Origin of the sequence: Pantoea ananatis LMG 2665, from assembly GCF_000710035.2 — a bacterium.
In the GTDB taxonomy this organism is placed as follows: domain Bacteria; phylum Pseudomonadota; class Gammaproteobacteria; order Enterobacterales; family Enterobacteriaceae; genus Pantoea; species Pantoea ananatis.
The window spans coordinates 1,062,746-1,077,525 of record NZ_JMJJ01000005.1 but is presented as its reverse complement, the minus strand read 5'-3'; the positions used below and the strand labels follow the sequence as shown (position 1 = coordinate 1,077,525).

The window sequence follows — 14,780 nt, the reverse complement described above, 5'->3', positions numbered from 1 at the left end:
TGAGCCCCGAAAGGGGCTTTACAGGAGCCGATCATGGCTAAAGAAAAAGTTGAAATTCTGGTAAATACGCCCTTTACCCTGAACACTGCCAAAGGCGAAATCCCTTTTTTGAAAGGGCGCCACAAGGTGGATCCGGATATTGCCAAACACTGGTTTGTAGTGGCTCATTCAGACCAGACCGGAGGCGTTGAATCTGGCGGTGACACAGAACTTCAGGCGGAGATCGACAGCCTGAAATCACAGTTGGAAGAGAAGGTAAAAAACATCGGCGAACTCAATGAGCAGATTGCAGCGAAAGATAAAGCTCTGGAAGTTTTGACGAAAGAGCTGGAAACACTGAAAGCCGCTAAGGAAAAATAATATGGCGAAGAATGAAACGTTACCCACAGTAGAACAGTTTCGCGTCGCTTTTCCTCAGTTCGCCGATCCGGACAAATTTCCCGACATTCCTATCACTTTCCGCCTCAACCTTGCCGACATCATGCTGAGCGAAAACACCACGGGTAAACAGATGTTTCCTTACCTGGCGGGCCTGTTTGTCGCTCATTACATGACACTCTGGCTGGCTGACTCTAAGGCGGCATTGATGGGCGGTGCGGGTGGTTCAACCAATGGCGTGCAGGCGTCGAAATCGGTCGATAAGGTCAGCGTGAGCTATGACACCGGCGCGACACTGAACCCTGACGCGGGATTCTGGAATAACACGCGCTATGGCGCTGAGTTCTGGCAACTGATCATCATGTTCGGGGCCGGAGGTCGTCAGCTATGAAATCAGGGCTCACCATTCGCAGCGATAATGCTGCTGCCATTCTTGCCGCGCTTAAGTCCATCGCAGATAAAGATGTGCTGGTGGGCATCCCAGAAGAAAAAAACGAGCGTGATGATGTGCCGTTCGGCAATGCCGGTATCGGCTATATCAATGAAAACGGTTCGCCGAAGCAAAACATACCGGCGCGCCCTCATCTTGTTCCGGGCGTGCGTTCTGTTCAGGACCAGACCTTACCGGAACTGCGCGCGGCGGCACAGGCTGCGCTCAGCGGTAACGCGACGGCTGCGGATCTGGCCCTTAACCGTGCCGGGGTTTTAGCTGCAAACGGTGTGAAGCGCTACATCACAATCACCAACTTCACGCCGCTGGCGGAATCCACGCTTGCCGCCCGGGCGAGTCGCGGGCGTAAAGGTGCTGCGCTCGAACTGGAACGGCGTGCTGCCGGGGCTGCGCCGGACAATGCCAATGCCCGACCGCTTATTGATACTGGCCAGTACCGGCGCGCCATTACCTCTGTCGTGAGGTCTAAAAATGCCAACTCTTGATGTTTCCGATGTGCTGATGTCGCCGGAGTTTTGCGACACAGAATTATGGTACCGCCGTAACGCCCAGACGGTCGATGCGGATGGGATGGCGTCTAATGAGGTCACACGACAGCAGTTTGCTGGTGTGGTGACTGTTGACCGTTCCCTGGAGGCCCGGCGTATGGAAGCCGGCCAGGTAATTGGCGGTGCAATACTGGTCATCACCCAGACCCGGTTAATCAGCGGTAAAACCGCGCTGGATGCGGATATCGTTGAATATGCTGGCGCGGATTACCGTGTCACCTTCGTGGATCCGTATCCCCGCTATGGTGCCGGTTTTGTTCAGGCTCACTGTGAGCTACAGCCGTTTGACGGTGGCGCAAATGAGCAATGACAGCACGCAGGCGGGGTATCTGACGCCTGTCAGCGCGCCACAGGCTTACGATGAAACGCTGGAACGTCTGCTCAGCCGATGGGTTAAAGCGCTTTGTAGCCTTCCTGACGGGATGGTGCGCCCGCGCTGGACGCCGGTTCAGGCGGCAATGCCTGCGCAGGAGGTTAACTGGTGCGGATTCGGGATCACCGGCTTTACCGGGGATGATTCCCCGGCGTTTGTGCAGCAGTCGGAAGACGATGCCCAGATGTGGCGCCATGAAATAGTCGAATGCATGGCTTCTTTTTATGGTCCGTCGAGCCAGCAAATTGCCACGCTGTTTCGCGATGGCATGCAGATCCCCCAGAACAACGCAGAGCTAAACAGCATCGGATTGTCATTTTTTGATGCCAGTCCCGTTTCATCATTCCCCGAACTCATCAACAACCAGTGGGTGCGTCGCTACGACGTCACCGTGCGCATGCGCCGTAAAGTGATCCGCGATTATGGGGTTAAAAGCCTTATCGACGGACAAATTTCAATCTTCGGAGAGTAACCTATGTCACAGGGATTACCTGTATCCAACGTGGTCAACGTTGATGTGCTGCTGTCGCCAACGGCGGCAACGGGGCGCAACTTTGGATCGCTGCTCATTCTCGGCACATCAACGGTTATCCCTGTGTCCGAGCGAATTCGCCTTTATACCTCATCCTCAGATATCGGCAGCGATTTCGGTACTGACAGCCCGGAGTATCAGGCAGCGCTGGTCTATTTCTCACAGTCGCCCGCGCCAACGCAGGTTTATATCGGTCGCTGGGCTAAAACGCTCAAATCTTCCGAGGCGGGACCAGCCGAAACCATGCTGCAGGCCGTAAACGCCGCCCTGCAGTTTAACAACTGGTATGGCCTGGCAATTGCTGACAGCGCAAACCTGCAGGATGCTGATTTGCTGGCTGTGGCGGCAGCGGTTCAGGGTGCCAGCGTCAGCCGCATCCTGGCAGTATCCACGTCCGATCCGAAAGTGCTCACTACGGGCGATACATCGAATATCGGCTACAAACTGAAAGCGGGAAGCTTTGGCCGCACGTTCTGGCAGTACAGTTCCACCAGCAAATACGCGGCGATTTCGGCGTTTGGTCGTGGCTTTACGGTGGATTTCAACGGGTTCGGTACCGCCATTACGCTCAAATTCAAACAGGAGCCGGGCATCACTTACGAGGTGCTGACCAGCCCGCAAGCCGCCGCCATCGATGCCAGCAACGGTAACGTGTTTGTGTACTACGCCAACGACACCGCAATCCTGCAGCAGGGTGTTATGGCAAACGGCGATTTCTTCGACGAGCGCCACGGCCTGGACTGGCTGCAGAACTATGTTCAGACCAATTATTTTAATCTGCTCTACACCTCCCTGACCAAAATCCCACAGACCGACGCTGGCGGTACGCGCCTGCTTGCGAACGTGGAAGATTCAATGGACCAGGCGGTAACAAATGGCCTGATTGCGCCCGGCGTCTGGACAGGTGGCCCGCTGGGCGAACTGTCGTCCGGCGATACGCTGACTAAAGGCTATTACGCCTACATTCAGCCAATGGCCCAGCAGGCACAGGCAGACCGACAGAAGCGAAAAGCGCCACCTGTTCAGGTGGCCTGCAAGCTGGCCGGAGCCATTCATTATGGCGACGTCATGATCAACGTAGTGCGCTAAGGGGAAACTGATGGCTACTTATTCATTTATGGACGTTACGGCGTCCCTTACCGGGCCATCCGGCGCGCTTGACCTGGGTTATGGCTCAGCGAACTCCGATGAGGGGATCGTGGTTGCGATGTCAGAGGCAAAAAACACGATGACAACAGGTGCTGACGGCGAAGGCATGCACAGCCTGCATGCAGGCAAAGCCGGTACCGTCACCGTTAACCTGTTGAAAACATCCCCGCTCAATAAAAAGCTGTCAATCATGTACAACGCCCAAAGCCTTTCATCAACGCTCTGGGGTAACAACGTTATCGTGGTGCGTAACACAGCATCGGGTGACCTGGTTACTGCGCGCGGATGTGCGTTCCAGAAACAGCCGGATTTCAGCAATCCGAAAGTAGCGGGTATTGTCGCCTGGGTATTTGACTGCATCAAAATTGATGAACTGCTCGGGGAGTATTAACAGATGGAATTTCAGATCAAAGGCATCGACTATCGCACCTCGAAACTCAGCGTTTTCGATCAGCTTAAAGTGTCGCGCAAACTGCTTCCTGTGCTGGCTGGGCTTCTGGCTGAATATGGCAGCATTCGCGACATGATTCCAAAGAAGGGAGGTACCGATGCCGATCCTGAGTCTTACAGCGCGATTTTTGAAAAAGTCTTGCCCAAAGTAGCCGACCAACTGGCAGCACTCAGCGAAGAAGACACCAACGCGATTATTTTTCCGTGTCTGGCCGTCGTCTCCCGCCGTCAGGACAAATCATCATGGGTGCCGGTTGCGCGCCAGAATGAACTGATGTTCGACGACATCGATTTGCTGAGCATGCTGCAGATGGTTGGTCGCGTGGTGGGCGACAGCCTGGGAAATTTTTTGCCCGCACTCCCCGACAAAGAGACGCCGCCCCCGCCAGCGGCCTGATGCTCGACACGCTTCCGGATGGTGAAGATTACCTGATGCGCCCGGTTGATGCCGGGTACATCAGTTATTCTGACCTGAAAAACGGCGCTTTAGATCTGGCCGACATTGCCCGCATGAATGACTGGCTGGATTTAAAAGCCGATAACAACGCGCGGATTCGCCGCTGGGAGCAACAAAACCAATGAATGCCGAAACCATTAAGGATTTTCTGGTCAGCCTGGGCTTTCAGGTTGATGAGGCCGGTTCACGTAAATTTAATGCCGTTGTGGCCGGTACCACGCTGCAGGTTGTAAAAATGGGCGCGGCGGTAGAAGGGGCGGCGCTCTCCATTCTCGCCTATACAGCGAAGATTGCCAGCGGCCTCGATCAGCTTTACTGGTCATCCCAGCGCACGGGCGCGACGGTCGCAGGGATACAGCAGATTGGCTATGCCGTTTCACAGCTGGGCGGTACCGCAGAGGGGGCCCGGTCATCGCTGGAGAGCCTGGCGCGTTTCATGCGTAACAGCCCCGGCGCTGAGGGGTTTCTCAATCGTCTCGGCGTGCAGACCCGCGATGCCAGCGGCAATATGCGCGACATGGCCAGCATTTTCACGGGTGTGGGCGACAAGCTACGCAACATGCCTTATTACCGGGCGAACCAGTATGCCCAGATGCTGGGCATTGATGAAAACACGTTGCTGGCCATGCGCCGTGGCGTGGGCCAGTTCAGTGCGCAGTATGCGCAGATGGCGAAGGCGATCGGCTTCAACGCCGATCAGGCTGCTGTCAGTTCTAACCGCTTTATGACATCCCTGCGTTCATTCGGCCAGATGGCATCGATGGCACGGGATAAAATCGGTTCCAGCCTCAGTGAAGGCCTGGCGGGTTCCATTGATAACCTGCGCAAACAGGTCATCGATAACTTCCCGAAAATAGAGCAGGCCATCACCAGTGGCGTTAAAGGCATACTGTGGCTAGCTGACGTGATAGGGCGTGTTGTTTTCAGGCTCATTCAGGCTGCTGGTGACATTAAAGAGTGGTGGGGCTCGCTCGACAGAGCAACAAAGGGATTAATAGCCACGCTGGGTGGATTGATCATGGCCTGGCGGATCCTTAACAGCGCTTTCATGAGGTCACCAATCGGAATGGTGACCATGCTTATTGGTACGCTGGCGCTGCTTTATGACGATTACCGGACATGGAAAGAGGGCGGTAAAAGCCTGATTGACTGGAGCCAGTGGGAGCCATCGATTAATAAAGCCATTTCAGCAATGAAGTGGATAAAAGACACTCTGCTGGATATGACGGGCGGCGTGGGTGGTCTGCAAAATGCATTCGAGGTGCTGGCGGTATTTGTTGCCGGTAGCTGGGCTTTGCGGATGCTCACCGGAATTGCGCGTGTCAGTAAAGGATTTTCACCCTTACTTGCAGCCATTGCGGCAGTCAGCGCCTGGGACAAAATCGGGAAAACGCAGGAAGAAGCAAAAAGCCAGGGTAAAAGCGTCGGGCAATATCTGATTGACCGAATGAACCAGAATCAGGGTAGCAGCACTGGCGGTCTGCTTGGGCAGGCTGACGGGCTTCTGAATCAGGCTTATTCCTGGTGGGCCGGAATTTCCGGTACCAATGGTGCGACGAACGCTTATGACGCCTACGGGACCGTAAAGCGACCGCAGCCGACAAAGGCGGGAGCGGCTTTGCTTGGCTGGATGCAACCGGCCTTACAGCGCCTGGAACAGCTATACCGACTGCCCGAAGGTTTGCTGCGCAGCGTGGCAATCGCGGAATCGTCTGGTGACCCTATGGCGATGTCTGGTGCGGGTGCAGAGGGGCTTTTCCAGTTAATGCCCGGAACTTCCAGAGATTTGGGTTTGCGGAACGGTGAAGCGTTCGACCCGATGAAGTCAGCACAGGCCGCGGCTAAATACCTTTCGCAGTTGCTCAAATCCAACGGCGGCGACCTCAGCAAAGCGCTGGCGTCGTATAACTGGGGGATCGGCAATGTGCAGAAGCACGGCATGGCGCTTTTACCCGAGGAAACCCGTAATTACATTCCACGTGTGATGAGCAATATGCCGTCTGGTGGCGCCCAGGTCAGCCAGGAAACAAACATTTATATTCATGGTGTGACCGATCCGGCGCTGGCAGGTAAAGCCGTTGCTGATCAGCAGACGTCCGTCAATTCTCGTTTAAGCCAGACATTATCAACGGGGCCGCGTTAATGGATATTTTATCAACGCTGTTTTCTCTGCAGAGTCGAAAAATAGGGATGATGATCCCCGATGTGGTAGTGAGCGAAAAGCACAGCGACACGCTGGAAATTACGGAACACCCCGTCGAGGATAAAGCCCCGGTAGCCGATCATGCTTTTCGCCGGCCTTCTGAGGTTGTCATGGAGGTGGGGTTTGCCGGGGGCGGTTCTCTGCTGGATTTGGTCAACCTGTCGCCCGTTGGCCTCAGCATTGGCCTTAGCCCCAAAGAGGTTTACGCCGAGTTGCTGACGCTGCAGCGCAGCCGGGTGCCGTTCAGCGTCACAACGGGCAAGCGCATTTATAACAACATGCTGATCAAGGTGCTGGAGGTCATCACTGATAAACAGACCGAAAACGTCTTATCAGCGACGCTGACGTTGCGCGAGGTGTTGATCACGTCCACTAAAACCATTTCAGTGGCGGACAAAGCTGATATGAGTCAGGGCGTTAGCACGTCCGCTGTCCAGAACTCTGGTGTTAAATCGTCAAAGCCGGTTAATCAGTCGCTTCTTTCTTCTATAGCCGGTCTCTTTTAGGGGGAGCAATGCAGGCTAACGAAATCCCGCTTTCCCCGGATAATCAGCAGTTTAGCACTGACATTAATGGTGTGAGCTATCAAATCCGCTCTCTATGGCGCGACAGCGCTGGATGGGTTGTCGATTTGATGGACGGCAGCGGTGCGCCAGTCGTTTCGGACATTCCACTGGTGACCGGGACCAACCTTCTTTCGCAATACGCTTATCTTAATCTCGGCTTTGGCCTGGTTGTGGTCTGTGATGACCCCGGTCAGGACTATCCAACTAAAACCGACCTGGGCATTAAAAGCCATTTACTTGTCGTCACGGGGTAACCATGTCACAAAACTGGATGCGTCATTTCGAGTTGCAGATCCTGTCTGAAAACGGGCAGGGCATAAGCCTCAGTGATTTCAAGGTCGTATTTAACATCACCTGGACAGACACGCGCTGGCCACGTGTGGCAATGGTGCGGATCTACAACCTGTCAAAAGACACCAGCTCGCGAATACTGGGTAAAGAGTTTGCGAAAATTAAAATCATCGCGGGCTATGATGGTCTTGCTCAGACGGCAGACGAAAGCCAGGTCGGAAATGTCAGCCAGATTTCTGCCGATCAGGTTGGCCAGACGGGCGGTACCAATTTCGGTGAAATATTCAGTGGCGACATCCGCTTTACGATTACCGGCCGCGACAACCCGACAGATACGTGGGTGCTGATTCAGGCCATCGACGGACATCAGGCATTTATGAATGCCACTGTGTCTAAAACCCTTGCAGCCGGTTATACAGTTGCGGATGTGCATGCTGCTGCCATGGACAGCTTTAGTCCGTTCGGCGTCAGTCAGGGGATTACCGGAGATATGCCGCCAACCGTATTCCCACGCGGGCGTGTAATTTATCAGTCCACACGTGATGTCATGGACAACGTGGCCGCGCAGAGCGGCGCTACCTGGCAGCTGGTGGACGGACAGGCGCAGATGGTGCCTACCGACAAATACATTCATGAAGCGGTTGTGTTAAACAGCAATACGGGCCTGATCGGGATGCCACAGCAGACCATGGGCGCTGGCGTCAACGTTCGCTGTCTCATCAATCCAAATATCCGGCTAAACGGGTTGGTGGAAATTTATCAGGCGTCAGTTTACCGGGCGAGTCTGTCGGCGGACGAGGTTAAAGCACTGCCCAGCCGTGCCGATGAAGTGAATACGAACGGCAACCTGTCGGTGAACGGGACACTGCAACAGCCTGCAAGTATTGCGGCTGATGGCGTGTATATCGTTAAGGCTATCGATTATACTGGTGATACCAGAGGCCAGCCGTGGTACATGGATTTGATGTGCTTTGCACGCGGTGCGGCTGATTTGCAAACTTCGAGCTCGATCGCTAAGGGTATTTCAACGTGAAGAAATTCAGAGGTCTGATTCTTGCTGTCCTCATGGTTTCATCTTATGCAAACGCCGAGGCAAGGCCTTTAATGCAATGCGGGCCTTTCACCATTTCATCGAGTGATGATGGTTTTGCGCACATAAATAACGTCAGGCCAGAAAGCCAAAAGGTTACGTTCTTAGGTAAGAAAGAAGACTATTCGAACATCCAATATCAATGGATGGTGCAGCGCGGCGACGCGCCCGGCTGGTACGGTATGGACTACATTAAGAGAAATGGCAAAGCCATCCTGAACGTCGAGGCGATCCGCAGCAACATTGACCAGCCACGTGTGTTCGGGACTTATGATTGCGTAAAATTACTTAAAGAAAAATGATAAATTTAGCTTGCAACTTTTTGTGGTTTCATGATTATTAGCTGGACACAGTAATCATGTATCTATGGATCGGAAATGGACCAAAAACAAACTATATCAGAAAATTACTCTGAAGAACTGGTAATAAAATACGATGGACCTGCATTATTAGATCATCGAATTGATTTAGATGTTTTAGCGGAATCACTTCAGGGGTTAAATAGTCTTCTGCAAGAGGTCAACTTAGTTGTTAATGGCACGAGTGAAGAGTTCAGTGTAGATGTCATGCCTTTTCAGGAAGGCTCATTTGAATATGTAATTGACGTTATCCAAAATCCTGTTGAACACTTAAACATCTTGGCAGTCATTGGTTTAACAGGTACGGCAGTGGCTGCGGCAGGGCGAACATTACTAGATATATTGAACCAAATTGAAGGTCGCCAAATTAGAAGGATGATTCTTACACCGGAAGGTGATTGTAGAATTATTCTAGATGATGGAGAAGAAATGATTGCTCCATCATATTTTCGGTTTTTACTTTCTTCTACATCAATCAGGAAGTCATTATCTAAGCTGATTTATAAACCTTTGCAAAAGGCAGGGTATACCTCGTTTAAAATTCAAAATAAAACTGGTCATTCTTTAATAACTATAGATGAAAGTGAAAAGGATAATTTCCGATACAAAAGCCTGCCAGTTGAAAAAATTTTGGTTGAGAGAGTTAACAGAGAGGTTCCAATAACTTTTCTTACCGTTCATAGCGACAAAGGCTGGAGTTGGCGCATTGATTTCAATGGCGAAGCAGTATTGGCTTCAATTGAAGACATAGAATTCCTAGAACGAGTCCGCACAGGTAGGGAACCGGGCATCTTTAGTAATGCCTATATAGTTGACCTCATTATTAGAGAGAACTTGAATTCTCTAGACAAAAGTTACATAGTTGATAAAGTACATACCGATTTTTAAGTGTTTTGAGCGGGGGGGGGTGCTATGTTGACTGTTGCAATCTGGTTAGCTTTTTTTTCACTTCTCCCTGTTTTTTATTGGGTTTTTTGCATTATCTTCGACAGACTACGCTTCATGCTCATGCCTAGGCATCGCGTTGAGATAGAGTTTCAAGATGAAGAAGGTGTTTCAAGAGTCGAAATCGTTGATGTTTCCTCTGACAATCAGTTTTACCTTGTAGCGATGGACGCGATCCGTGCAGGGCGAAAAGTTCGGGAAGCAAAATGACCAGTGATGCTGCTAAAAACAGTTCCGGGAACGTTCCTTTACTATCTAACGTAGCCGCTGGAGCGATTACGGGTGCAATCACAATATATTTAACAGGTTGGGATGGGCACCTTCCCTTTGTTTCTGCTGATTTTTCTGGGTTAAAAATATTTTTATTTGGCATTCTTCCTAGTGCTGGAATGTTAATTTCTCATAAGATTAAATCAATAGGTTTTAAATGGAGTCTTGGTTCGGCTAATAGGGAACTTATCCGAATTAACAAAAACCATCAAGAAGCCTTAAAGAAGCAAATTAAAGAATATGATGGTGTAATATCGCAAGTAAAAATTGACGACCTCAAGAAACAGTTAGAGCAAGCTATACAAGATTATATTGATATTATATCAACAGATTTTGGTAATGCAAAAGACGTGAAAAGATCAGCTCAGTCAAAATATCAAGAGCACATCCAAAAAAGTGCAAATGATAATCCAGAACTTGCTGAGATTCTAAAGTCAGAAAATAAGCCTTAACTGGAATAAATATATAAACTCTAAAACTCGCTTCGGCGGGTTTTTTTATGCCCGGAGAAAAGCAAATGGCGGTAACCCCTCAGTCTCTGGCCGGTGGTGAAGAGCAGGCGATGAAAGTCCTGTCGGACACTATCTTTTCAATGCTTCGCGTCTCCATGCCTGGAATCATCGAATCATTCGACCCGATTGCATGCACGTGCAGCGTACAGCCCGCGCTGAAAGGTCAGGTGGCAGACGATCTAGGCAAATTTAAATCGGCACCGTTGCCGGTGCTGGTGGACATTCCTGTAATTTTCCCACGCGGCGGCGGATGCACTATCACGTTTCCGGTGAAAGCCGGCGACGAATGCTTGGTGGTGTTTTCCGATCGCTGTATCGATTTCTGGTGGCAGAACGGTGGTGTTCAGGATCCTGTCGATCCGCGTCAGCATGATTTATCCGATGCCTTTGCTTTTGTTGGCCCACAGTCACAGGCGCAGAAAATATCGGGTATCAGCACTACGTCTGTTCAGGTTCGCACCGACGATGGCAGCAGTTTTATCGAACTGATGCAGGGCGGAAACGTGAACATCACCACACCACTGCTTACAGTGAACGGCAACGTTCAGGTTAACGGTACCGTGACATCAACCGGTGACCAGGTGGCGAAGGGCATCAGCCAGACCGGACACGTTCACAGTGGCGTGCAGTCAGGAAGCAGTCAGACAGGCGGCCCGCAATGAGATACCGGCGCGAAGATAATGACGGTGATTATACGTTCGGCCAGGGTGATGATACCTGGCTGATAAACTCGCCCGAAACGGTCGCTCAGGCGATTAAAACGCGGTTTTTACTCTGGTACGGTCAGTGGTTTCTCGATACAACATCGGGAACGCCATGGATTCAGTCTGTGCTCGGAAAGCAGAAGCCAGAAACCTACAACCTTGCTATACGCCAGCGCATCCTTGAGACGCAGGGCGTTAAATCAATTATCTCCTTCAACACTGACCTCAACACCAAAACGCGCCGGGTGACGTTCACGGCGACGATCGACACCATCTACGGGACAACGACCGTTAACAGCGAGGCGTAATGGCTCTCAACTTAGACACGCTGGGTTTATCGGCAACGGTAAACGCCCAGGGGATCAGCGCGCCTGATTACCAGACAATCCTGTCGTCAATTACCGGCTATTTTCTGCAGATATATGGTGCGGATTCTTATCTTGATCCAGACAGTAAGGATGGGCAAATGGTTGCGCTGGTGGCGCTGGCCATCCATGACGCCAACAATACAGCGATTCAGGTTTACAACTCGTTTTCCCCGTCAACAGCCATGAGCGACGCACTTACACGTAATGTCAAAATAAACGGTATTGGCCGCAATGGTGAGACGCGTTCTGTGGTGGATTTGGTCTGTATCGGCACTGCCGGCCAGACCATCACCAATGGCTCAGTAAGGGATTCGAATAACATCATCTGGAATTTGCCAGCCTCGGTCACAATACAGCCGGGAGGTCAGGTTACAGTTACTGCTACTTGCTCGACGCCTGGTGCAGTTGCGGCGATGCCGGGAACAGTGAACCAGATAAACACGCCAACTCGCGGCTGGACATCTGTTACCAACCCGTCAGCGGCTACAGTAGGCACAGCTATGGAGCAGGATTCAGCACTGCGGATCCGCCAGAGTCAGAGCGTAGCGCTGCCATCTCTCACCCCTTTCGCCGCGCTGGACGGGGCAATAGCAAACGTGGCGGGTGTGACACGTCACAAGCTCTATGAAAATGACACAGGAAGTCAGGATGCAAACGGCCTTCCGCCGCATTCGGTCGCAGCCATTGTCGATGGTGGAGACGTCACCGCAATCGCCCAGACTATCGTCGGAAAGAAAGGACAGGGGGTTTCTACGTTCGGTAGCACATCCGTTCTGGTACCGGACTTTTGGGGGAATCCACACACGATTTATTTTTCCAGACCTTCGCCGGTGCCTGTATTCGTGGCAATCACGCTCAAGGTTTTCACTGGGTACACAACTCAGGTAGGGAACGACATAAAAACGGCGATAGCGGCTTACATTAACTCGCTTTCCATTGGTGATGATGTACTGCTTTCCCGTGTGTATTCCCCTGCTAACCTGGGTGTGATGAGCGGCGGTGAAAGCCGGTATTATGACATTAACAGTCTCCAGATCGGGCGGACTGCTGGTGGCGTGACTGCCGCCAACATCATCACTGCCTATAACGAGGCCGTAACGTGCTCAGTGGACAACATCGCGATTACGGTGACGTCATGAGCAAGTACACCGATCTGATTACCAACTATCACGCCGGAAAGCCTAAGTTTGTTGCCCATGTAGACCTTTCGACACGTCCATTCACCGATGTATCTACAGCCCTGAACGGATTGCTTACAGCCTTCGATATCGAAACAGCTGTTGGAAAGCAGCTGGATATCCTCGGGGAATGGATTGGCCGGTCTCGCATTGTCAGTCAGCCTATTTCCGGTATTTACTTTTCATTCGACACGGACGGGCTTGGGTGGGATCAGGGTGTCTGGCAGGGACCGTTTGACCCGGATGCAGGTTTTACAAGCCTCAGTGATGATGTGTACCGCGTCATTCTGAAAGCCAAAATCGCTATCAATAACTGGAATGGCCAGAACGAAACACTGCCTCCCATCCTTAATACGGCGCTGTCCGGTTCCGGGCTGAAAATGCAAATCGTCGATAATCAGGACATGACGATATCCGTCTGGGTATTCCCGGAAACCGATATCAGTAATGTCTCGCTGGAACTCATATCTGCAATTAAACAAGGCTACTTGACGGTTAAAGCCGCTGGCGTCTGGGCTGGCGATATTCAAACCCCTTCAATACTTACTCCATCGGCTGGAAATCAGTTCTTTGGTTTTGATCTCGAAAATGAATACATAGCCGGATTTGATGAAGGCGCATGGGAGAAAAAACTGTAATGGCAACTAATAATTTTAAAGCGTTCGCGACAGCCAATGGCGCCAACGTTACAGCACAATCAGATTATGAAGCGTTGACTGCCTTGTTAACTGGTTTTCAGAGCGGAAAGGCATCTTCGGCGCAAATAAATAAAGCTATCCGTCAAAGCAGTACAATTGCAGCTGTTGTAGCTCAGTACATTGCAAACAATTCCGGCAATGATGTGCTGGATAACGGTGATACAGCAGGCATCCTGGCTAATCTGATTTTAGCCATTCAGTCATCTGTTAAAGGTACCGCAATACCTCTGCTCACCGGCGTTACTGGTGAAGCACGTAACGTCAGAATGAGCATTACCGCAGCCTCAGCCACGGCTACGATTACAGCTGATGAAGTGATTGTGAGTACAGGACTGGGTGGAAATCAGTACCGCGTAGCCAACGTAAACAAAACCATCAACATCGGCACTGCCGGGTTAGGGGGAATGAACACTGGATCTGCGCCAAATCCGGGGTTTGTAGCCATTTACCTCGTTTATAATCCCACAACGGGCGACTCTGCGTTGGTGGCGGTGAACGCAACATCCTCAAAGGCTCCTGAAAGCTTTGGTGTATTCAGTCAATTTCCGGCCTATACGGCAAGTGCTCTGCTGAGTGTATGGCGCTGCTACTCCGGAACACTTGCAGTTGGAGAACAGTTCGGAAGATCAATTTACACAGCCGATCTTACTCTCGTTGCTCTGTCAGGGAACGTTAGTTCGTTAACCGTCTTGAACATTTCACCCTACATCCCCATGAATGCGAAAGTATGGAATGGATATGGTTTGATCAACGGAACTTCATCGGCAGTGAATAATAACTTCACAATCTCCGGCACGCCAGGTTCGGTAGGTATAGTCGCTATCGGTACGGGAAACTCAGGAAATTTGTCCTCATTTGCTGATGTGCCTATTCCCGTTCCGCAAACGACCTACTATCTGATGCAAACGAGTGGCACTTTTTCAAATGGTTCAATCCACACTACAGGGTACAAAATATGACATCGGTTTATGTTGTTTTTAAGGACGACACTCAAAAAGAAGTGGCTACTGCATTTCCGGGCCCGCAGGATGAAAGCGTTTACCCTGGAATTACTGAGCTTGATGATAAAGATGAGCGGTACACAAGTTTTATGCAAAAAGCTAACAGCTTCTTCGGAGCGACGGCCTGAACGGCTTTTTAATACTGATACAGTTAGAGAAGGGAATGGGCTGAAAGTAACGAAGATTTTTTTACAATTAGACACAAACAGAAAAGCCTCGGACCGAAGTCTGAGGCTTTTTCTTTGGATCCAACTGCG

The 14,780-nt window shown here is 51.2% G+C and carries 23 protein-coding genes; all 23 read left to right on the top strand.

Annotated features, from left to right (window positions below; all coding sequences use genetic code 11):
• The first annotated feature begins 33 nt into the window (after positions 1-33).
• Positions 34-360, top strand: a complete 327-nt coding sequence (locus EL29_RS12885) for an STY1053 family phage-associated protein (protein ID WP_028715499.1) — start codon at positions 34-36, stop codon at positions 358-360.
• Position 361: 1 nt separating this feature from the next.
• Complete coding sequence (locus EL29_RS12880; protein ID WP_028715498.1) at positions 362-769, top strand: DUF4054 domain-containing protein; 408 nt, start codon at positions 362-364, stop codon at positions 767-769.
• Entirely contained in the window at positions 766-1,314 is a 549-nt protein-coding gene (locus EL29_RS12875) for a hypothetical protein (protein WP_028715497.1), read from the top strand. Before EL29_RS12880 ends, EL29_RS12875 begins: the two co-directional genes overlap by 4 nt.
• Complete coding sequence (locus tag EL29_RS12870; RefSeq protein WP_028715496.1) at positions 1,301-1,687, top strand: hypothetical protein; 387 nt, start codon at positions 1,301-1,303, stop codon at positions 1,685-1,687. Before EL29_RS12875 ends, EL29_RS12870 begins: the two co-directional genes overlap by 14 nt.
• A complete protein-coding gene (locus tag EL29_RS12865) occupies positions 1,677-2,222 on the top strand; it encodes a phage neck terminator protein (protein WP_029571451.1) in 546 nt (181 codons plus the stop codon). The genes EL29_RS12870 and EL29_RS12865 overlap by 11 nt, the downstream gene beginning before the upstream one ends.
• Before the next feature lie 3 nt (positions 2,223-2,225).
• Complete coding sequence (locus EL29_RS12860; RefSeq protein ID WP_029571450.1) at positions 2,226-3,371, top strand: DUF3383 family protein; 1,146 nt, start codon at positions 2,226-2,228, stop codon at positions 3,369-3,371.
• 10 nt (positions 3,372-3,381) lie between these two features.
• On the top strand, positions 3,382-3,822 hold the full coding sequence (locus EL29_RS12855) for a DUF3277 family protein (RefSeq protein ID WP_028715493.1): 441 nt from the start codon (positions 3,382-3,384) through the stop codon (positions 3,820-3,822).
• A gap of 3 nt (positions 3,823-3,825) precedes the next feature.
• A complete protein-coding gene (locus tag EL29_RS12850; protein ID WP_028715492.1) occupies positions 3,826-4,278 on the top strand; it encodes a phage tail assembly chaperone in 453 nt (150 codons plus the stop codon).
• 35 nt (positions 4,279-4,313) lie between these two features.
• Positions 4,314-4,463 (top strand): DUF6889 family protein, encoded by a 150-nt coding sequence (locus EL29_RS12845; protein ID WP_028715491.1) that lies wholly within the window; start codon positions 4,314-4,316, stop codon positions 4,461-4,463.
• Positions 4,460-6,481 (top strand): lytic transglycosylase domain-containing protein, encoded by a 2,022-nt coding sequence (locus EL29_RS12840; protein WP_028715490.1) that lies wholly within the window; start codon positions 4,460-4,462, stop codon positions 6,479-6,481. Before EL29_RS12845 ends, EL29_RS12840 begins: the two co-directional genes overlap by 4 nt.
• Positions 6,481-7,047 (top strand): phage baseplate protein, encoded by a 567-nt coding sequence (locus tag EL29_RS12835; RefSeq protein WP_028715489.1) that lies wholly within the window; start codon positions 6,481-6,483, stop codon positions 7,045-7,047. The genes EL29_RS12840 and EL29_RS12835 overlap by 1 nt, the downstream gene beginning before the upstream one ends.
• Before the next feature lie 8 nt (positions 7,048-7,055).
• Positions 7,056-7,361, top strand: a complete 306-nt coding sequence (locus EL29_RS12830; RefSeq protein WP_028715488.1) for a phage baseplate plug family protein — start codon at positions 7,056-7,058, stop codon at positions 7,359-7,361.
• Between the two features lie 2 nt (positions 7,362-7,363).
• Complete coding sequence (locus tag EL29_RS12825) at positions 7,364-8,431, top strand: hypothetical protein (RefSeq protein WP_028715487.1); 1,068 nt, start codon at positions 7,364-7,366, stop codon at positions 8,429-8,431.
• Entirely contained in the window at positions 8,428-8,790 is a 363-nt protein-coding gene (locus tag EL29_RS12820) for an STY1065/STY2022 family phage-derived protein (protein WP_028715486.1), read from the top strand. The genes EL29_RS12825 and EL29_RS12820 overlap by 4 nt, the downstream gene beginning before the upstream one ends.
• Before the next feature lie 75 nt (positions 8,791-8,865).
• On the top strand, positions 8,866-9,735 hold the full coding sequence (locus tag EL29_RS12815; RefSeq protein ID WP_029571448.1) for an LAPAL motif-containing putative phage structural protein: 870 nt from the start codon (positions 8,866-8,868) through the stop codon (positions 9,733-9,735).
• A 24-nt stretch (positions 9,736-9,759) separates the two neighbouring features.
• The gene (locus EL29_RS12810; protein WP_028715484.1) at positions 9,760-10,002 is read left to right on the top strand and encodes a hypothetical protein; all 243 of its coding nucleotides are present in this window, start codon (positions 9,760-9,762) and stop codon (positions 10,000-10,002) included.
• The gene (locus EL29_RS12805; protein WP_028715483.1) at positions 9,999-10,514 is read left to right on the top strand and encodes a hypothetical protein; all 516 of its coding nucleotides are present in this window, start codon (positions 9,999-10,001) and stop codon (positions 10,512-10,514) included. Before EL29_RS12810 ends, EL29_RS12805 begins: the two co-directional genes overlap by 4 nt.
• 65 nt (positions 10,515-10,579) lie before the next feature.
• Entirely contained in the window at positions 10,580-11,236 is a 657-nt protein-coding gene (locus tag EL29_RS12800) for a Gp138 family membrane-puncturing spike protein (RefSeq protein ID WP_028715482.1), read from the top strand.
• Entirely contained in the window at positions 11,233-11,586 is a 354-nt protein-coding gene (locus EL29_RS12795; RefSeq protein WP_028715481.1) for a contractile injection system sheath initiator, read from the top strand. Before EL29_RS12800 ends, EL29_RS12795 begins: the two co-directional genes overlap by 4 nt.
• A complete protein-coding gene (locus EL29_RS12790) occupies positions 11,586-12,785 on the top strand; it encodes a baseplate J/gp47 family protein (protein ID WP_028715480.1) in 1,200 nt (399 codons plus the stop codon). Before EL29_RS12795 ends, EL29_RS12790 begins: the two co-directional genes overlap by 1 nt.
• Entirely contained in the window at positions 12,782-13,462 is a 681-nt protein-coding gene (locus EL29_RS12785; protein ID WP_028715479.1) for a DUF2612 domain-containing protein, read from the top strand. The genes EL29_RS12790 and EL29_RS12785 overlap by 4 nt, the downstream gene beginning before the upstream one ends.
• On the top strand, positions 13,462-14,481 hold the full coding sequence (locus EL29_RS12780; RefSeq protein WP_024471267.1) for a hypothetical protein: 1,020 nt from the start codon (positions 13,462-13,464) through the stop codon (positions 14,479-14,481). The genes EL29_RS12785 and EL29_RS12780 overlap by 1 nt, the downstream gene beginning before the upstream one ends.
• Entirely contained in the window at positions 14,478-14,651 is a 174-nt protein-coding gene (locus EL29_RS12775) for a hypothetical protein (RefSeq protein ID WP_155270045.1), read from the top strand. Before EL29_RS12780 ends, EL29_RS12775 begins: the two co-directional genes overlap by 4 nt.
• Positions 14,652-14,780 lie beyond the last annotated feature (129 nt).